This window comes from Roseateles sp. AC306, from assembly GCF_979253795.1.
On the sequence record NZ_CEEDEB010000019.1, the window covers coordinates 1 to 18,017 of the forward strand.

The following is an 18,017-nucleotide window of genomic DNA, read 5'->3' on the forward strand; positions in this document are numbered from 1 at the left end:
GCAGCACGGCGGCGCCCACCCCCCATCTGCCAGCTTGGCTGCCTTGGCTGCTTGCGCTGCTGGGCGCCGCCGTGCTGCTGTGCGTCGTGCTGGCCTGGCAGAGCCTGTCGCGCCAGCAGTCGTTGGAGCAGGAGCTGGTGCGCCGCCAGGAAGCCAGCCAGGCCGAGGCCACCGAGGCGCGCCTGGCCGCCAAGCAGTCGGGCGAGCTGGTGCGCGACACCGCCGCCAAGGTCTCGCTGCTGGAAGCCCGCCTGGCCGAGGTGGCCCTGCAGCGCGGCCAACTGGAAGAGCTGATTCAGTCCATGTCCCGCTCGCGTGACGAGAACGTCATCGGCGACATCGAGGCCGCCATCCGCGTCGCTCTGCAGCAGACCCAGATCACCGGCAGCGCCGAGCCCCTCGTCGCCACGCTGAAGCAGGCCGATGAACGCCTGCTGCGCTACAAGCAGCCGCGCATGGAAGGCGTGCGCCGCGCCGTCGCGCGCGACCTGGACCGGGTCAAGTCGGTGGCCGTCGTCGATGTGTCCACCTTGACCATCAAGCTTGACGAGGTCGTGCGCATGGCCGACGAGCTGCCGTTGATTTCAGGCGGCGAGGCGGGTGTCAGCCCGCGTGAAGAACGCCGCGCCGATGCCGCCGCCAAGGACCGCGAGCGCGTGCTCAGGCTGCAGCGCGAACAGGCTGCTGCCGCCGCCGAAGGCCGGCTGTCGCTGTGGTGGTGGCAGGCCACCCAGCAGCTGTCCAGCTGGACCGGCGTGGCCTGGGGCGAGGCCCGCACGCTGCTCCGCGTGACCCGCATCGCCCACCCGGAGGCCGCGCTGGTCTCGCCGGACCAGAGCTTCTTCCTGCGCGAGAACCTCAAGCTGCGCTTGCTGAACGCCCGCCTGGCCCTGCTGAGCCGCCAGTTCGACACCGCCCAGTCCGACCTGCGCGACAGCCAGGAGATGCTCAGCCGCTACTTCGACACGCGCTCGCGCAAGGTGACGAGCGTGGCCGAACTGCTGCGCCAGGTCGCCGGCCAGTCTCGTCAGGTCAGCGTCCCGCGCCCTGATGACACCCTGGCTGCCCTGACCGCTGCCGCAGCGGGGCGCTGAAGATGCGCCTCGTCATCTGGCTGGTCCTGCTCTTTGTTGCGGCCGTCGTCGCGGCGCTGATGCTGGGTTCCAACATGGGCCTCGTCAGCTTCTACCGGGGCGAATGGCGCTTGGACATGTCGTTGAACCTGTTCCTGCTGCTGCTGGTTGGCAGCTGCTTCGCCCTTGTGACCGCTATTCAGGCCGTCGAGGCACTGACGACGCTGCCCAAGCGCGCCCGCGAGTGGCGCCTGGCGCAACGCGAGCGCAATGCCCAGCTCGCACTGCGCGAGTCTCTCGTTGAACTATTCGGCGCCCGCTTCAGTCGCGCGCAGAAGGCGGCGCAGAAGGCGCTCAGCATCCAGTCTGCCACGCCCGAACTGGCGGCCGATCAGTCCTTCATGGCCCTGGCTCACCTGCTGGCCGCCGCCAGCGCCCACCGCCTGCAGGACCGCCGCCACCGCGACGAACAGCTCAACCGCGCACTGGAGCTCGCCCGCCGCAGCGGCGGCGCCCGCGCGCATGAAGACGGCGCCCGCCTCCTGGCCGCCGAATGGGCGCTGGACGACCGCGATGCCGCGCGCGCGCTGGCCGTGCTGGGCGAGCTGCCGCCCGGCGTCGCCCGCCGCACCCAGGCGCTGCGCCTGCGCCTGCAGGCCTCGCGCCTGGCCCGCCAGCCGCTGGACGCGCTGCGCACCGCCCGCCTGCTCGCCAAGCACCAGGCCTTCTCCAAGGTCGCCGCGCAAGGCCTGCTGCGCTCGCTGGCCTTCGAGGCGCTGGACGGCACCCGTGATGTCGACCAGTTGCGCAGCATTTGGCTCCAGCTTGACCCGGCCGACCGCCGCGACCCCCTCGTTGCCGCCCGCGCGGCGCAGTGCGCCGGCCAGCTCGGCGCACCGGATGACGGCCGTGGCTGGCTGCGGCCCTTTTTCGACGACCTGGGCGACGTCAATGCCGACGATCGTGCCGAACTTGCCCTTGCGCTGGTGCCGGTGCTGGCGGGTTGCGGGCCGGACTGGCTGCAGCGGCTGGAGGCGGCCCAGACCCGCTTCCCGCGCGAACGCGCTTTGTCGTATGCGCTGGGCCATGCGCTGGCCGAGCGCCAGCTCTGGGGCAAGGCCCGCATGATGCTCGACTCCGTCGCCGAGGATGCCGCCATGCCCAGCGCCGCGCGTCGGCGCAGCTGGCTCGCGCTCGCGGCGATGGCCGAGCAGGAGGGCGACGACAGCCGCCGCGCCCGCTGCTTCGAGGCGGCTGCGCGCCTGCCCTGAATCCCGGGCCGGGCCTGCCGGAACTATTTTCTTGAAAATCGCCCAACTCTTGATGGGCCGCCGTAAATCTGGCTATACTGTGAGGCTTCAGCGGCTGTAGCTCAGTTGGATAGAGTACTTGGCTACGAACCAAGGGGTCGTGGGTTCGAATCCTGCCAGCCGCACCAAAAATAATAAGAGAATCAACGGGTTAGACGTTTAGGCGTCTAGCCCGTTTTCCTTTCTGCGTGACTTTTGCGTGAGTTCACTAAGTTCTCATCCATTGACCACCTGCAGAAGAGTGGTCTGGTCGCGCGTTGTGTTGGCCAAGTTGGCCGCCTCTACCAAGTGCGCGACGGTGGCAGTGGCGTAGTGCTGGCTCATGTCCAGCGATGCGTGGCCCAGCAGCAATTCCCGATCCTCCTTTGACACCCGGGCTGCCCGAAGGCGTTGCCCGAAGGTGTGGCGCAAGTCGTGCACGCGGACGCCTTCCAGGCCGACGGCGGAGCGAGCGGTTTGGTAGCCGGTGTTGTTGATGGTCTGGATCGGACCAAATTCCATCTCCGGCGGCTTGTCAAAGTTCTTGACCCGCTCGCGTCGCCAGACGAACACGAAGTCGTCATGCATACCGCGGCACTCTTGCACAACCCGCCAGGCCACATCGTTGAGGATCACCACGTGGTGGCGGTCGCTCTTGAAGTGTTCGGGCGGGATCACGAAGACGCTACGTTCCAGTTCGGGCACGGGCCTCTCCCAGTCCCATCGAAGCCCGCAGACGTTGTCGTCACGGGCGCCGGTGTTGACCATGAAAAGCACCATGCGCTGCAGATGGGCCGGCAACACTGGCATCAGTGCCGCCTGTTCGGCCCAGGTGATGGGCCGGGGCTTGCGGCGGTGCTCGGTCAGCTTCTCCAGTAGAGGCGCCGTCGCCAGCCAGGGCATGCCGCTGTCGCGCCAAACACGAGCGGCCCGGTTGCAGATGGTCCGGGCGACTTCGATGGTGCGATTTACCGTTGTCGGCGTGACCTCGTCATCGTCGATGCGATCGGCCTTGAACGTCTCCAGGGAGTCGTTGCAGACATCTGCCATCGGCAGCCGCCCGATGTAGGGCAGCAGCAGCTTGACGTGGTAGGCGATGGTGTCAAGGGTCTTGACCTCCTTCGCCTTGCACTCCTTCAGGTACTTTGCGGCGCCAGCTGCAAACAGGCGCGCATCGCCTCGTCGAAGTTCGTTCTCGCGTTGGGCGTCGATGTCAGCTTGCCGTTGGCGGAGCCAGCTTTCGGCTTCCTCTTGGGAGACTCGGCCGAGCCGTTCAAAGATCCGCTGTCCTCCGTACTGCTTGTCGACGATCCGTTCCCCGCTGGGCGTGGAGCGGATTCCTTTGGTCCTGGTGCGCAATTTGCGCCTCCTTTCCTCGTGCGACCAGGGCGCCCACGGGTCTCAATGTACTCGTCTGCCCATGCATCCAGTTCATATCTGTCGTAGGCAACGCCTCTCGCGCCGAGCGGTACCTCGGTGAGTTGGGGGCGTACCTCTTGATCGAATCTATTTCGGTCCATGCCAAGGTAGCCAGGCGCATCCCGCTGTCGAATGATGCGGGGCTGTACTCTGAGCGATGTCGATCGGAGCGAGCCGGGTTGCGCAGAGTTGGCGGCCAGTTCAGCCGGCTGGGCGTGGCTGGGCAGTGAAATTGCGGGCGCTGGCATCGTGAGGCCAGCATGCCAGCGAGCGCCAGGGCGTTTGCCATCTCAAAGCATGAGCCGGAGTACGCTATTTGGTCTCAGCGAATCATGTGCAGGCAGCCGCCGGGCGCTGGGATGTGCCCGTCAGCTCGAAATCGCCCGCGCTACGCGAACGACGCACGCAATTGCTCAGGGTTATCAGCGATGTAGCGCCAGACGATGAGGTCGACGACCTTTGCTTGCTCGCCGGTCGTGGCAGCAAGCTCCCGGCAGAGGTCATCTGCGCTTCGATAGCCGAGATGCTCCGACACGCGCACCAGGTGTCGATCAGGCTTCGCAACATCGAGGCCAAGATTCTTTGCGAGATGCCGGCTGGTAACCGGCCCAATGAACGGCAACACTTGAAGTCGGCTGATCGGATCAGCTAGAACGGACTGCTTGAACTCGTCGAAGCCGATGTCGTTGATGTACCTTGCGGTGGAAAATATACCCCGCAACTTGAGCCGGTTGCCGAACGCCGATGCTGCTGTAGCGCAGCAAATTTCGCCAGCGGAGACGATGGCTTCAGCGGACTCCCAATCGCAGAAGCAAAGCGATATGTGATCGAAGGCCCGGCGAACTGCCGACTCTCGAAAGCCGGAGCAAAGCGCAACCCAGGCATGCTCTCGTAGCAACTCGCTTTCGGTGAATTCAGTGAAGTCCGCTTCGCGCTGCCAAGCTACTTCACCTAGCAGTCCTGCATGCTCCACATAGCTGCATGCCCTGGAAAAGAAGCGCATGGCTGCAGTCAAGTCGGCTGTCATAAATCAGCTAGTCATCGGCTTTGAAGGTGTCGCGGTACCAGAGGCGCACTCGCAGCCACATCAGCGACGTAGCCGGGCGACCATCCAGTGCCTTACTCAGGGCTACCTTCACAAGATGCCGCTGCTTCTGTCTTAGAAACTCTGATTCGGGAATTGGGACTCCCACAGAGGCTGCCATGTCATACCTTGAGAAGACGCGCTGGCAAGCGTCGCGATCATACTCGCCGGCCGACAGCAGGTAGCCTGCCTCGCGCTTTACCTCGGCGTAAACATCCAAAGTCCTCTTGTGCGCGTCCGATCGACCCTTCCAGTCAGTCTTGATTTGAATCAGCGTCAGGAAGAAGACGCCCGTGCCAAGCGCGCCGACCCAGATTTGGCTATCCCAACCGAAGGGCGTCAACGTCACGTTGAGTTTCGGCTCGACAAAGGCTAGCGCCACGAGCCAGGTGGATACCCCAAGTGTCAAAAGGTCGAGCAAAAAAGCCAGCCTCGCGTATCGGTCCCGCAGGGCTGCGTGCCCGGTACACAGCATGTCTGAGACCCGACAGATTCGAGTCAGTTCGTCTTTCATCGCACCTTCAGCACTCATGGCTCCAACCCGAATAGGGCTTTCCACTGCGCCACGGATCCCGCCGCAGTTGCGTTTCGCATGCGGCGGGCCAGGCGTCCAAGCAAGTGGCTCGCCGCTTGGCGTTCAGGGCTGTTGGCCTGGCCTAGATAGCTATCCACATGCACGGACTGGCCAGTGCTGTCTTTCATCGGCGTGAGGACCAGCTCACGAGCACGGTCGAAGAAGGTCGGCAGCATCGCGGACGTTGTCTTGTCCCCTGCATAGTTCCGAAACGCTGCAATCGCCAGACTTTCCATGTGATAACCACTCAGTCGCTGACCCTCAGGCAGTTCGCCGTTGATGGCTTTGGCGAGCTTGATCGTCGGCACCAGCTTGCCGCCGCAGGTGGCGTTGCGGGCGCTCAGGACTTCCCTGAAGGCCATCGGATTGATTTCAGACCAAGCGTCGCGCCGCGACGAAGGGACATGAACATGTCCGTCAGCGCCCTTGATAGCCGGCAGGAGCTGAACAACCATTCCATCGCCGTAGCCCACAGTCACTGCCATTTGTCCGTGCGTTACCGTCGCGGAAGTAGGCATGGCCGCCTTGATAATTGAGGCCATTTTCTCAAGCGCCTTTTGGGGGCTATGGTTTTCAAGGTCTGAGTCGTTGAGAAGAATCAGCGAGTCAATGTCGCTCAATCCGTCAACGTATGTGTGCTTGGCGACTGAGCCGCCGAATAGAGAGTCGAACGTCCCCTCAATTTCGTCCTGCAATGCGGCGCGAATGGTATTGAGACGTTCTTCGACCGCCTCCTTATCCCTGCTGTTGTACCCACCCAGTAGGTCCGACAGCGTGCCCGCGAGTTCGACTTCGAATTGCTTTACCGATGAGTCGTCCTCGGCCTTTCGAACTGCGTTTCTCAATTCCTCCGGGCTTCTGTACTTGAAGGTAGATCCGCCACCGCTGCCGCCCATTGCTAATCTCCCAATGCTTCAAGCGCGCTTTCCAATGCGGTCTTGAACAAGTCGCCGTGATACTTGAATGATCCGAAATCCTGGGATGCCAAGAATCGCCGCATCTCCAATTCGAGATCATTCATGTAGTAATAGTTCTGATACCAACAGCGAGCGTCGACAATTTGAGAATTGGTCGTGACGCCCAAATGCAGTGCGCCGAAGTTGTGCTTGTAAATCGTCAGACCTTTATGGAAAGCGAAACGAAGCCACGTCAATCCATCAAAGATGTCGGCTCCAGCGAGAAAGTACATCGGTGTGGAAATCGTATCCAGACTGCCGAAGACGTGGATTGGAGCATCGATTCCCGTAGCGGTCAGCGCCCGCCGTAGCTTGGCGATGTTCTTCATTCGGTCAACGAGAGAGTTGCCGATCTCTTTCTCGGTGACGCCAATGATGTCGAAGTCAGCAAGACGGTGTACATGCCGCAGCAAGTCGTCGAGATGGAGCCGGGTCTGTGACTCCTTCTCCGGCTTGAGAAGCAGCTCTCGCAAAAATCCGGTGCGGCCCGGCGCCATCGCACGCGCACGTTCAATTTGTTCGGCGAACCCCACGCGCGCCTTGGGATGGTCGTAGCTAATCAGCACGCTGGGCACCGATGGCTGCCACTTCGCAAGGACGGCTTCATGCATCTCTTGCGTCCACTCCTTCGGGTGATGATCTCGGTCGCCAAGGTCGGAGAGCTCAGCATCCTTCGATGCTTCGTACCCGCCGCTGTCGAGGAAGAGCAACTTGGGAAAGTCGAAAGGCGGACGCACCTTGCCGTAGTGCAGGTCGTACGCGCTGACAAGGGTGACGCCTTCAATCAATTCCGAACAAGACTCGATGATCTTGTTGACGTCGGGGAACCCCTTGCTGGAAAACGATGGCACGAGCAGCGGAGTGCGCTCGACTTCAACGCCATTCAGCTTTATTGATCGGCGTTTCGCTAGCATTGCAGCGCCTTTCGGTCTAGGCACGATGCACACTTGCCGCACGTAGGCAGGCCGCCAGACTCGCAGCTATAGGTCAGCTCGATGGGCAAGCCTACGTGGATGAAATAGTCGTACACCTCTCGTTTCGTCCATTCAATGAATGGCGCGACTACGCGGACGCCGTTGTCGGTGTGTTCGGCGACGGCGCGATTGATCGTGTCGACGAAAGCCGGCGAGCAGTCGTAGTACGGCGTTCCAGCGTGTAGCCCCAGAGCAATTCGGCTCGATCGCGTGCGGGTGGCAAACAACGCTGAAAAGACGAGGAAAGCGTTGCGGCCGACAAGTTCGCCGGAGCCGAATGGCGCGGCGCCAGTCAGGGCCAGTTCTTGAACTTGGATCTGTAACGCTGCAGCAAGTAACCTCACGGCCACTCGCTCATGCTCAGCGGCGGCTTGGCCATGGTCCACGAAGACGGCGGATACCTCGAGGCCTTGGTCGACGAGGAACGCCGCACAGGCGGCGGAATCAATTCCGCCACTCATCAACACAGTCGCGTGTCTGCTTCTTTCCATCCCTGAAAGCCTCTCGTTTGGGCTATGGCAGGCCTTACGGCTGCCTACGTGCAGCGTCTGCACGTTATTTGTGCAGGGACTATGACATAAGGGCTCGGGTGAACCGCAGGCTCCCTCGTGGGGCTAACCCTGATTTGCAGGTGACTCCGGGCATAGGAGCGAGCGGCGAGTTCGCTATGCGCCCCAGCTCTCCCCCAACGCCTGCGCCTGCTGAAGCACCAGTTCGACCGCCGCATCCTGCATGTCCGGCGGGTACTTGTACTTGCGCAGGATGCGCTTGACCATCAGTCGCAGGCTGGCGCGCACGCTCTCGCGCTCGGACCAGTCCACGCTCAGGTTTTTGCGCAGGTTCTCGGTCAACTCGTGGGCGATCTTCTTCAAGGTCTCGTCGGTCAGTTCCTTGACGGCCGACTCGTTGTTGGCCAAGGCGTCATAGAAGCGCACCTCATCGTCGGTCAGCCCCAGCGCCTCGCCGCGTGATGCCGCTTCGCGGAACTTCTTGGCCATCTCGACCAGCTCTTCCATAACCTGCGCGGTCTCGATCGAGCGGTTCTGGTATCGGGTGATGACGTTGCCCAGCAGCTCGGAGAACTTCTTCTGCTGCACGACATTGCTGGCGAACTTGGACTTGATCTCGCCCTCCAGCAGTCGCTCCAGCAGCTCCACCGCCAGATTGCGCTCGGGCAGGTTCCTCACCTGTGCCAGGAACTCGTCATCCAGCAGGCCGATGTTGGGCTTGTCGAGACCAACCGCATCGAAGATGTCCACGACGGCGTCGGAGACCACGGCTTGGTTGATGATCTGGCGAATTGCCTGCTCGCGCTGCTCGTCAGTTTTCTTCTGCTGAGAGATGTCGCGCTTGGTCAGGATCACCTTGACCGCCTGCAGGAAGGCCACTTCCTCGCGCACGGCCTTGGCCTCGTCCAGCGTGCAGCACAAGGTGAAGGCCTTGCTCATGGCCAGCGCGGTGTCGGCAAAGCGCTTCTTGCCGTCACGGTTGCCTTCGGCCTTCAAGCCGAGCACATGGTTTGCCGCGCCGGCCAAGGTCTTGTGCCCGCCGGTTAGGAAGCTGCTCCAGTCGTAGCCGTGCAGCATGGCCCGCAGCACGTCCAGCTTCTCCGCCAACACCGCATAGGCCTCGTGCGCGTCGACGGTCGGCCGGCCGCGGCCCTGGCTGGCCGTGTACTCGCGCATGGCCGCCTTCAGCTCGTTGCCGATGCCGATGTAGTCCACCACCAGCCCGCCCTGTTTGTCCTTGAACACGCGGTTCACGCGGGCGATGGCCTGCATGAGGTTGTGGCCCTTCATCGGCTTGTCCACGTACATGGTGTGCACGCAGGGCGCGTCGAAGCCGGTGAGCCACATGTCGCGCACGATCACGAGCTTGAGCGGGTCGGTCGGGTCCTTGAAGCGCTTCTCCAGTCGCTTCTTAACTTGGCCGCTGTAGATGTGAGGCCGCAGCAGCGCTTTGTCACTGGCCGAGCCGGTCATGATGATCTTGACGACCCCCTTCTCGGGATCAGCGTCGTGCCAGTCCGGCCTCAGCTTGACGATCTCGTCGTAGAGGTGGACGCAAATGTCGCGGCTCATCGCCACGACCATGGCCTTGCCGCGCTGCGCGGCATCACGGGCGTCGAAGTGGACCACCAGGTCGGCCGCCACACTGGCCACGCGCGGGCCAGCGCCCACCACCTTCTCCAGCGCCGCCCAACGGCTCTTGAGTTTGGCCTGCGTGCTTTCCTCTTCGTCCTCGGCCAGCTCGTCCACCTCGTCGTCGATGGTGGGCAGCTCTTCATCCTTCAGGCGCAGCTTGGCCAGGCGGCTCTCGTAGTAGATGGCGACGGTGGCGCCATCCTCCTTGGCCTGCTGCATGTCATAGACATGGATGTAGTCGCCGAACACCGCCCGCGTATCGCGGTCAGCCGCTGACACCGGCGTGCCCGTAAATGCCACGAAGGTGGCGTGCGGCAGCGCGTCACGCAGGTGCTGGGCGTAGCCGACCTGGTACTTGGTCTTGTACGCGGGGGACTCAAAATCCTCCGCCGTGTGCGCTGGCTCTTGGCCGTCAGTGGTCAACGCAGACGATGCACGATCACCGCGCACCTTGACCTGCTTCAGTCTGGCCTCAAAACCGTACTGGGTGCGGTGGGCCTCGTCGGCGATAACGACGATGTTGCGCCTGTCCGAGAGCATGGGGAACAGGTCCTCGTCCTCCCCGGGCATGAATTTCTGGATCGTCGCGAAGACGATGCCGCCCGAAGGCCGATTGCTCAACAGGGTGCGCAGCTCCTGCCGCGTGGTCGCCTGCACCGGCTGCTCGCGCAGCAGGTCCTGCGCTAGGCTGAACACGCCGAACAGCTGGCCGTCCAGGTCGTTGCGGTCGGTGATGACGACGATGGTCGGGTTCTCCATCGCCGGCTCCTGCATCACCCGGGCTGCAAAGCAGGTCATGGTGATGCTCTTCCCGCTGCCCTGCGTGTGCCACACCACGCCGCCCTTGCCGCGCTGCGTGGCGCTGCTGTCGGGGCGGGATGCCGCCACCACCTGCTCGATGGCAGCGCGCACCGCGTGGAACTGGTGATAGCCGGCCACCTTCTTAATCAGCCGCCCGTCGTCCTCAAACAGCACGAAGTAGCGCAGGTAGTCGAGCAGCATGGCCGGCGCCAGCGCGCCGCGCACCAGCGTTTCCAGCTCGTTGAACTCGCCCAGCGGGTCCAGGTCCGTGCCGTTGATCGTGCGCCACTGCTGGAAACGCTCCTCATCAGCCGACAAAGAGCCCATGCGCGCCTCGCTGCCGTCCGAGATGACCAGCACCTCGTTGTACTGGCACAGGTCGGGGACCTGTGCCTTGTAGGTCTGGATCTGGTCGAAGGCCTTCCAGATGTCGGCATGCGTGTCGGCCGGGTTCTTCAGCTCGATCAGCACCAGCGGCAGGCCGTTGACGAAGAGCACGATGTCTGGCCGGCGCGTGTGGTGTCCGACCAGGACCTACCGGCTCCGCTGTCGGAGGGCTACCTGCGGTTAATGCCGCTGGAGCCGTCCGTGATCGGGTTGACCCTGCTGCATCGACTGGGCCTCATCAAACCGGAGCTCTACCTGGAGATCCTGGGAGGCTTCGTGCGGCCGGTCGTGTCGCACTGAGGGGAAGGCATGACCACCTTTCATGAACGACTGCGTGCACTCTGCTGGGGCCGGGAGCTGCTGGAGGAGCTTGCAGCGGCCGAAGAGCCCACCGTGGGACGGGTGCCCGCAGCGCAGTTGCTGTCGATCTATCCGCCGGCCACTGAGATCGACGCGCGGCTCGAAGCGCGCGGCGGCTACCACCCCCTGAACTGGGCATATGCATGGGCCGGCGGGGCGGAGCCCGTCAATATCGACACCGCAAAGTACCTGCCGACGCCTGCGGTCAAGCTCGGCAACGGCGTTCGGATGTTGACCATCTTCAGCAAGCCTGGTGGTGCGACCAGAGAAAGTCGGTTCATTGAAGGATTCCGGCGGGCCTGCTTTCACGTGAAGGGCGATTTTGACGCCAACAAGCTCTGCCACGACCGCGAGGATCCGGACAAGATCCTCTTCGCGGTTGCTCTGAAAACCTGGGTCTACGACGGTTCGGCGTCGACGGAGATCATCTTTGTCGAGCCGACCGTCCAGCCGCCGAGCGCCGACTATCAACTCGTGTTGCAGCGTGCCGGCTTTGTGCCGAGCCGAGTCCTTCAGGAGCGAAGAATCGCCGCCGCTACTCAAGCCGAAACGGAAGAACTGCGGGCGCAAGCGGCGTGGCCGCTCATGCGCGAGCGGGGACGCACGGTGTGCCAGGATCGCGAGGGCGTGCGCTACAGGGGCTTTGTCGAGGACTTCACCGACTCGCGCATGAAGGTGTCGATCACTCGCGCGTTCTTCGTTCGGTCCCCGGGATTGGCGCCCGGGGGCTTCCGGCCTGAAGTGATCTGGACCGGGCCGAGAGGGTGGTTCTTATGTGACTGAGCGGTGTCCAACCCAGAAGCACGGGCCACGGCTGCTCAATACAGTGGAAAACCGCTCCTTTGCGATCAACACTTGGCGACGCTCGCTGAGCACAATCTCTTGGCGTTTGCGGCTCCGTTGACTTTTCTCATGATTAGACGTGCCGTGCTCTGGTGCCGTCTCGTGTTGGTGCGACGGCAGCAGTGAACAGCCCAAGAATCAAGAGGAGTCGTCATGCCAATGTTCTTTTCCCGGGGCGAGTCGGTGCGAGCGCAAACCGTCCAAGATGCTGCGGAGTTACTGGCCAGTCGGATCGCCGTAGCGTCCTGCGGGAGCGGTGGGTACGCCGCATTGGTGCAGTGGAGAGGAGGGACCGTCGATGGCGATAACGCTTTCACTGCGTTCGTTGGTCGTGAAGTCCGCCGCTCACTGGTCGGCGGCGAGATCAGTTTCGTTGTGTCTCGCAAGCGGCCGCAGGCGGATGTCCCGGAGCTCCCGACGTACAAGGACGTTGAACGCGTTGCGGCGAAATCCCCGCAGCACGATCCTCAAAGCGGAGCGTTCCCCGGTACGGATTGCCACCTTGACATGGTGGAGGTCTTTGGTTCGAGTCCAATTGCGCCTACCATCCGTGGACCAGTTATCATCGACATCGATGAAGGAAGCACGCCGTGTCTCCCACGTAATCGTCGCCGACAGCCATGAGATGTACCGACTCGGGCTTGTCAACGCCATCCGAGAATTGATGGGGCCTGGCACATTGATGCACCAAGCAGCTGACTTCCCGTCGCTGATGGTGCGTCTGGCGGATCAGCCTCTGTGTTCTCTGGTGTTAATTGACTGGGAACTGCGCGCGATGCGGCGTTTCGAAGGCATCGCGCGGCTCCGTGCTGCAAACCCGTTGGTGCCATTGCTCGTGCTAGGTGCGTCGGAGAGCGTTGAGGACATCAAGAACGCGTTTCGCCTGAGTGTCTCTGGATATGTGCCGCGCACTTCGTCGGCAGCAGTGTTGTGCGGCGCAGTTTCCGTGGTTCTGGCCGGGGGTGTCTTCGTTCCATCACAGGTACTTGGAGAACTGCTTGACGGGACCCTCAGGCGCAGTCGAGGCACTCACGTCGACGGCAGTGCCGTGCTATCCGACCTGGGTGTCGAAGGTCTTACCGCGCGGCAGGCGCAGGTCGTGCGCGAGCTGACGACAGGAAAGTCCAACAAGCGAATTGCCCGAAGCTTGGGCATCACCGAAGGCACAGTCAAACTGCACCTCGCCGCAATCTACCGGGCGCTAAAGGTGCGAAATCGTACTGAGGCTGTTCTGACCGCTACGAAGGCACAAAAGGAACGCGAGGCGAACTTCTAGGCCCAGCCAGCCCCGGGCGCTTTGCTTCGATCCGGTTTGTTGCGGGCTGCCCCAGCAGTGTCCTGTTACTCAAAACAGAACTCCTCGTCTTCGACCAGGCATTCGCGTGGCGACGACTGGCTTGTCACGCCCTTCGACGTCAGCGCGCCGAGGTGCTGCAGGGAGCCACGCATCGACTTTGGTAGCAGCACCCACAACCGAAGTGGATCTCGGGTCCGCAGCGCGCGGGCACCGGCCGTGCCGCCTGGCCCCCAATAGAAGTCTGCACGGACGGGTCCGCGAATCGCACCTCCGGTGTCTTGCGCGATGACGAGCCGATTGAGCTTGTTGCTGACCTCGCCATCCGCGGAAAGGAACACGGGTGCCCCAAGGGGTGTCGTCCGAGGGTCGACAGCGATCGACCGCTCGGGCGTTAGCCCCACTCCGAGCGCGCCGACAGGGCCGGGCTCGGCCGACCCGATGCGCCGGAAGAATACATACGATGGGTCGGACTTGATCGCGGACGTGAACAACCCCACAGGGACTTCACTCACCCGCGACCCGGATGTGCCCGGGCTAGAGGCCAATGTCGCCGCAGATTGGCCCTTGCCGCTCTGCGGTCGACTCGGCGGCGCACTTCTATCGGACTGTTTTGGGGCAGTTGCAGCGCCCGATCTGAACATCTCGATGATGCGTTGCACCTCAAGTGTTTGCGAGCCCGGCACGGAAGGCGATGGCGACGGGACCCGAGTGCCGACGCCCTTTGACGCTAGGGCCTCGCGGCCTTGTGGGGCAAAGACGTGGCCATTCTGTTCAGCGTAGCCGACACGCAGGTGCGTTCCGTCCTGAAAGACGATGCGGCCGCACCCTTGCATTTGCATCATGTACACAGCGTCCTCGGACTCGACCCAAGCGAGAACGTCTGCCTCCAGATTGTCGCGGTCAGCTTGCAACTCCTGCCGCGACGGATACGGGACGACAGTATTGCCATCTATACGGACACGAAGCTTCCTGTCGGGCGTGACGGGCGCGTCGGTCGATACAAGCAGTCGAACAGTTCTGGGGGAATCTGCAGCGGTTTGACCGAGCGCGTCGGCACGCATCAGCGTGAGCACGCCATTGTTCACGACCGCTGCGGCTGTGTCGCCGAAGCGCGTGCCAGCGAGCTGTTTGCGATCGAGCAGCAACAAGTCGCGGGGCGATGCGTAGACGGGGACGTCCAAGCCAGCTTGTCGCGTTCGACTGCCGCGGATCGTTGGCTCGAAATAGCCCGTAAGCAATCCCGTGTCGCTGTTCTCGGTTGCAGATCTGAGCTGATAAGCATCGAAGTGGGTTTCGAAGAACTCCCTGGCATCGTGCCGGGATCTTCCGGCGTGTCGTCGCCCTTCATCGCACACCAATGTCCAGGACGCCTTAGACCCCAGCGACCGACAACCACGCAAGAAGGCAGTCAAGGCTTCGTCCGACGCGTCGGCGGCCCAGCCGGACAGAGAGGACCACTCCGCCGCCACATAGCGCGCATGCTTTGTCAACATCTCCGCCGGCCGAGCGGTGATCGTCGAGGCGGCCACTTGCTTGGGCCAAGGCTGTGCGGCAGCGACTGTACATATGGCTGAGCAGATAACGGCCAGACCCAGCGAGTACCGACTGGAAGAACCAAAACAGGCATCGAGCAACCCAAGAAGCTGAACTTTCCAGCGAATACAGTGAATCGCAAGCGCGTGCCAGCGTGGCGCAAGGTGAGGGGTGGCGAAACGGGCTTTCACGGTCTGAGTCTACGAGCGCATCCCTCACTAGATAGCCGGCCCTGACGAACGGCATACGTCCTATTGCTATCAACATCCTGAATCCGTGACCCCGATGCCGAGTTGGCATTGGATGCCGCCCGCCACAGCCTTGTGGTCAACGTGCAGGCCAGCACGTCGGGTGGCACGGCCGAGCGCGCTATCGCTGCACAGATGCTGGTCGGTGTTGCGGGGCCAGCCGAGCGCGTGACGGTCGGGGGCGGACAAGGCGTACGACACCACGCGCTTCGTCAAGGCATGCTGAGAGATCAACGTGACGCCGCATGTGGCACTAAACACGATACGCGTCGGCGGCAGCGCCATCGACAGTCTCACCACGCGCCACCCGGGCTACGAGGGCAGCCAGCGCAAGAGAAGGCGCATCGAGTCGAAATGGCACTCCGCGAGGGCTGGAATGCCCCGAAAAGGGTTCAATCACGCGAGAGCTGACGACGCCGGAAGGTTTGATGCGCTCGAATCGCCGATTTGCCCTGGCTGAACTCGCGTGCATGGGCGGTGCGTCAACGGCCTGTTAGGGTTTTCATCATCCCTAACTACAAGCGCTACTCCAAAGTGACCAACAGGCACGACCGACGGCATATGCCGTATTGCGATCAGCATATGGACGAAGCCACAATTGCATCGCAAACTGCTGGCCAATAAACCGCCCCATTGCATCCCACTTGTCAGTCTAGGAGATGTTCTATGAATCGCTGCTGCATAGCTCTTCTGTCCTGTGTTTCCGTCATGTGCTGCACGCCGTCCATAGCAACGGACTTCGGAGAGCGAACCCCGTCGGTTAGCGAACTTGTAGATGCGCTGCAGCCTAAATTGCTCAGTAAAGGCGTCGGGTCAAGCTCGGCGAGCGCTCCTTCGGCGCCATCCAATGCCGTGATGCGTATCCAGTTCGACATCGGCTCGCACAAAATCCGCGAAGATTCGGTGCAAAAACTTGCCAATGTCGCGACCGCGTTGAACGACGGCAGCCTGGCGGCATTGCCCTTCGCCGTCTTCGGCCATACCGATGTGACGGGCTCGCTGGCTCTGAACACACGCTTGTCGCGCCAGAGAGCGGATGCGGTGGTTTCGTTTCTCGTCGAACGGGGCGTTTCCCCGAGCAGGTTGATTGCTCAGGGCAAGGGCCCATCCGAACTGTTGCCAAAGTACCCGGCAGATTCACCTAGTCAGCGCCGTGTCGAAGTTGCGTTGCGCACCAATTGAGAGCCGGCGCACATCGGTTTGATGGCAAAGGCGTGGCGGCACGTCGGCCTTGCATCCTCAATCGGAATGGCGCGGATGAACTTTGAGGCGGACGGGTATTGACAGCAGGCGAACTGGCTGCAACATGCAGATGCAGTTGCGCAGTTTTGAGTAGTCGCCCGAGCGCGGGCCCCAAGAAGAATCAGGAGGGTCCATGCTCGGTAGCAGGCGTGTGTTTTTTTCGTTGACCGCTGCTGTGATGGCCGCGCAGGTGCATGCGCAGACGGTCCCCCCAGGCACACTGCCCGGCCGGATCGAGCGCGATACCGCCAGGGAGCCGCTACCGCTTAGGCGGGACGGTCTGATCCAGATCGACCGCAGCCGGTTTGCAGAGCAGGCGCCCACTGGGGCGTCCCAAGTCAAGCTGACCCTGCGCTCCGTCATCCTGCAGGGCAGCACCGTGTTCAAGCCCGCTCAGCTCGAGCCTTTGTGGGCCTCGGATCTTGGCCGAGAGATCACGCTGAACGACGTGTTCGCCATCGCCGGGCGCATCTCGGCCTACTACCGCGACCGAGGCTACGTGTTGTCGCAAGCGCTGATCCCCCAGCAAGACCTGGCTGAGAAGGGCGCCGACCTGCGCATCGAAGTGCTCGAGGGCTACATCGACAAGGTCACCGTCAGCGGCCTCGACGCGGCGCGCCTGCAGGCCTACCTGGCGCCCATCCGCGCAGAGCGGCCCTTGACGCTGGCCACCCTCGAGCGCAGCCTGCTGCTCATCAACGAGTTGGCCGGTGTCAGTGCGCAAGCCTCGCTGCGCGCCGGTTCAGCGCCCAACGCCTCGGACCTCGAACTCGTGGTGTCACAAGATCCGCGCGAGTTCTCGCTAGCTGCCCACAACCGCAGCAATCCATCGCAAGGCGAAGTGCGGTTGGAGGCCAGTGCCGATCTGCGTGGCGTGCTCGGCGCCTTTGACAGACACAGCCTGCGCCTCATCACATCGGGTGACAAGAAGCTCAACCTGCTTTCCTACAGCGCCGAGTTCCCGTTGGGCGCCAGCGGCCTGAAGGCGCAACTGGGCGCGTCGTCCTCACTTTCGGAGCCCGAGGTCGCCGTGGCCAACGTTGATTCGCGCAGCGACAACCTGTCTTTGGGCCTGAGCTACCCGGTGCTGCGCAGCAGGCAGACCAACTTTGCGGTTCGAGGCTCACTCACCGGCTCCAACTCGAGTTCAAACACGTTGGGCCTGCAAGTGTCCGACGACCGCATCCGCGCCCTGCGAGTCGGGTTCACTGCCGACTATGCCGACAGCGTGGGGGGCATTTCGTTGCTGGATGTGGAAGTTTCCAAGGGGCTCACGGGCATGGGCGCTTCGACCCAGGCAGACCTGAACGGCGCTGTACCCGACTTCACCAAGACCACCGTCTATGCGGCTAGGTTGCAGAACCTGGGCGGCAACTGGTCGCTGCTGGCGGCCGTCACGGGGCAAGGCTCCTCAAACCAGTTAACCACTGCCGAGCAGTTGGGTCTGGGCGGCGAACTTTTCCTGCGCGCTTATGACCCTTCTGAGGTGATCGGTGAAAACGGCGTGGCCGGCAAGATTGAGCTGCGCTTTAACACCTCGCTGGGGGGCTTTGCGTCAACCGTGTACGCGTACGTGGATTCAGGGCGCGTCAAGCGCAAGCAAGCGGGTGCCGCAGACGCCACGACGTCGCTCGAGTCAGCCGGCTTGGGCTTGCGGTTCAGCGGGCCCGCACGCACCAAGGGGTATATAGAAATCGCCAAGCCTCGTGGGCGGCCCGTAGCGAGCAAGGGCGACAACGACGTGCGGGTGTTTGCCGGCCTCGGGATCGATTTCTAGAACTCACTGTAGAAGC

13 protein-coding genes, 2 tRNA genes and 2 pseudogenes are annotated in these 18,017 nt (G+C 62.7%); 9 read left to right on the forward strand and 8 right to left on the reverse strand.

Annotated elements, in window-relative coordinates; genetic code table 11:
• From AC0IZJ_RS25330 to AC0IZJ_RS25340, 3 genes are all read left to right on the forward strand, one after another.
• Positions 1-1,094, forward strand: a 1,094-nt coding sequence (locus AC0IZJ_RS25330) for a uroporphyrinogen-III C-methyltransferase (protein ID WP_471854530.1), incomplete at its 5' end; no start/stop codon positions are given.
• A gap of 2 nt (positions 1,095-1,096) precedes the next feature.
• Positions 1,097-2,344: a heme biosynthesis HemY N-terminal domain-containing protein gene (locus AC0IZJ_RS25335; protein WP_471854533.1), complete on the forward strand. Its 1,248-nt coding sequence runs from the start codon at positions 1,097-1,099 to the stop codon at positions 2,342-2,344.
• A gap of 90 nt (positions 2,345-2,434) precedes the next feature.
• Positions 2,435-2,511, forward strand: a tRNA-Arg gene (locus AC0IZJ_RS25340).
• An 88-nt stretch (positions 2,512-2,599) separates the two neighbouring features.
• On the opposite strand, the gene AC0IZJ_RS25345 is transcribed toward AC0IZJ_RS25340, so the two are convergent.
• From AC0IZJ_RS25345 to AC0IZJ_RS25375, 7 genes and pseudogenes are all read right to left on the reverse strand, one after another.
• Complete coding sequence (locus tag AC0IZJ_RS25345) at positions 2,600-3,721, reverse strand: tyrosine-type recombinase/integrase (RefSeq protein WP_471854535.1); 1,122 nt, start codon at positions 3,719-3,721, stop codon at positions 2,600-2,602.
• 448 nt (positions 3,722-4,169) lie between these two features.
• Positions 4,170-4,784 (reverse strand): hypothetical protein, encoded by a 615-nt coding sequence (locus tag AC0IZJ_RS25350; protein ID WP_471854536.1) that lies wholly within the window; start codon positions 4,782-4,784, stop codon positions 4,170-4,172.
• Positions 4,785-4,815: 31 nt separating this feature from the next.
• Positions 4,816-5,379, reverse strand: a complete 564-nt coding sequence (locus AC0IZJ_RS25355) for a hypothetical protein (protein WP_471854538.1) — start codon at positions 5,377-5,379, stop codon at positions 4,816-4,818.
• 14 nt (positions 5,380-5,393) lie between these two features.
• The gene (locus tag AC0IZJ_RS25360) at positions 5,394-6,335 is read right to left on the reverse strand and encodes a CBASS oligonucleotide cyclase (RefSeq protein WP_471854540.1); all 942 of its coding nucleotides are present in this window, start codon (positions 6,333-6,335) and stop codon (positions 5,394-5,396) included.
• 2 nt (positions 6,336-6,337) lie between these two features.
• Positions 6,338-7,309: a hypothetical protein gene (locus AC0IZJ_RS25365; RefSeq protein ID WP_471854542.1), complete on the reverse strand. Its 972-nt coding sequence runs from the start codon at positions 7,307-7,309 to the stop codon at positions 6,338-6,340.
• Positions 7,303-7,830, reverse strand: a complete 528-nt coding sequence (locus AC0IZJ_RS25370; protein ID WP_471854544.1) for a 7-cyano-7-deazaguanine synthase — start codon at positions 7,828-7,830, stop codon at positions 7,303-7,305. The genes AC0IZJ_RS25365 and AC0IZJ_RS25370 overlap by 7 nt, the downstream gene beginning before the upstream one ends.
• A gap of 204 nt (positions 7,831-8,034) precedes the next feature.
• Positions 8,035-10,836, reverse strand: a pseudogene (locus AC0IZJ_RS25375) (type I restriction endonuclease subunit R); the annotation flags it as partial.
• A 174-nt stretch (positions 10,837-11,010) separates the two neighbouring features.
• Between AC0IZJ_RS25375 and AC0IZJ_RS25380 the strand changes: the two are divergent.
• From AC0IZJ_RS25380 to AC0IZJ_RS25390, 3 genes are all read left to right on the forward strand, one after another.
• Complete coding sequence (locus AC0IZJ_RS25380) at positions 11,011-11,844, forward strand: BPSL0761 family protein (protein WP_471854546.1); 834 nt, start codon at positions 11,011-11,013, stop codon at positions 11,842-11,844.
• A 530-nt stretch (positions 11,845-12,374) separates the two neighbouring features.
• Positions 12,375-12,451 (forward strand) — tRNA-Val (locus AC0IZJ_RS25385).
• Between the two features lie 27 nt (positions 12,452-12,478).
• Positions 12,479-13,180 (forward strand): LuxR C-terminal-related transcriptional regulator, encoded by a 702-nt coding sequence (locus AC0IZJ_RS25390; protein ID WP_471854547.1) that lies wholly within the window; start codon positions 12,479-12,481, stop codon positions 13,178-13,180.
• 65 nt (positions 13,181-13,245) lie between these two features.
• Here the strand turns inward: AC0IZJ_RS25390 and mltA are convergent, their stop codons facing one another.
• Entirely contained in the window at positions 13,246-14,925 is a 1,680-nt protein-coding gene (gene mltA, locus AC0IZJ_RS25395) for a murein transglycosylase A (protein ID WP_471854549.1), read from the reverse strand.
• A 120-nt stretch (positions 14,926-15,045) separates the two neighbouring features.
• On the opposite strand from mltA, the pseudogene AC0IZJ_RS25400 reads away from it, so the two are divergent.
• The 3 genes and pseudogenes from AC0IZJ_RS25400 to AC0IZJ_RS25410 form a co-directional block, all read left to right on the forward strand.
• Positions 15,046-15,331 (forward strand): annotated as a pseudogene (locus AC0IZJ_RS25400) (IS5/IS1182 family transposase); the annotation flags it as partial.
• A 506-nt stretch (positions 15,332-15,837) separates the two neighbouring features.
• Complete coding sequence (locus tag AC0IZJ_RS25405) at positions 15,838-16,164, forward strand: OmpA family protein (protein ID WP_471854550.1); 327 nt, start codon at positions 15,838-15,840, stop codon at positions 16,162-16,164.
• A gap of 238 nt (positions 16,165-16,402) precedes the next feature.
• A complete protein-coding gene (locus AC0IZJ_RS25410) occupies positions 16,403-18,001 on the forward strand; it encodes a ShlB/FhaC/HecB family hemolysin secretion/activation protein (RefSeq protein WP_471854551.1) in 1,599 nt (532 codons plus the stop codon).
• Positions 18,002-18,017: the final 16 nt, after the last annotated feature.

Excerpts from the sequence above, each read along its gene's own strand:
- AC0IZJ_RS25350 (WP_471854536.1), bottom strand. The coding sequence starts at position 4,784 with ATGCGCTTCTTTTCCAGGGCATGCAGCTATGTGGAGCATGCAGGACTG.
- AC0IZJ_RS25390 (WP_471854547.1), top strand. The coding sequence starts at position 12,479 with ATGAAGGAAGCACGCCGTGTCTCCCACGTAATCGTCGCCGACAGCCAT.
- AC0IZJ_RS25365 (WP_471854542.1), bottom strand. The coding sequence starts at position 7,309 with ATGCTAGCGAAACGCCGATCAATAAAGCTGAATGGCGTTGAAGTCGAG.
- AC0IZJ_RS25360 (WP_471854540.1), bottom strand. The coding sequence starts at position 6,335 with ATGGGCGGCAGCGGTGGCGGATCTACCTTCAAGTACAGAAGCCCGGAG.
- AC0IZJ_RS25335 (WP_471854533.1), top strand. The coding sequence starts at position 1,097 with ATGCGCCTCGTCATCTGGCTGGTCCTGCTCTTTGTTGCGGCCGTCGTC.
- AC0IZJ_RS25410 (WP_471854551.1), top strand. The coding sequence starts at position 16,403 with ATGGCCGCGCAGGTGCATGCGCAGACGGTCCCCCCAGGCACACTGCCC.
- AC0IZJ_RS25370 (WP_471854544.1), bottom strand. The coding sequence starts at position 7,830 with ATGAGTGGCGGAATTGATTCCGCCGCCTGTGCGGCGTTCCTCGTCGAC.
- AC0IZJ_RS25355 (WP_471854538.1), bottom strand. The coding sequence starts at position 5,379 with ATGAAAGACGAACTGACTCGAATCTGTCGGGTCTCAGACATGCTGTGT.
- AC0IZJ_RS25380 (WP_471854546.1), top strand. The coding sequence starts at position 11,011 with ATGACCACCTTTCATGAACGACTGCGTGCACTCTGCTGGGGCCGGGAG.
- AC0IZJ_RS25405 (WP_471854550.1), top strand. The coding sequence starts at position 15,838 with ATGCGTATCCAGTTCGACATCGGCTCGCACAAAATCCGCGAAGATTCG.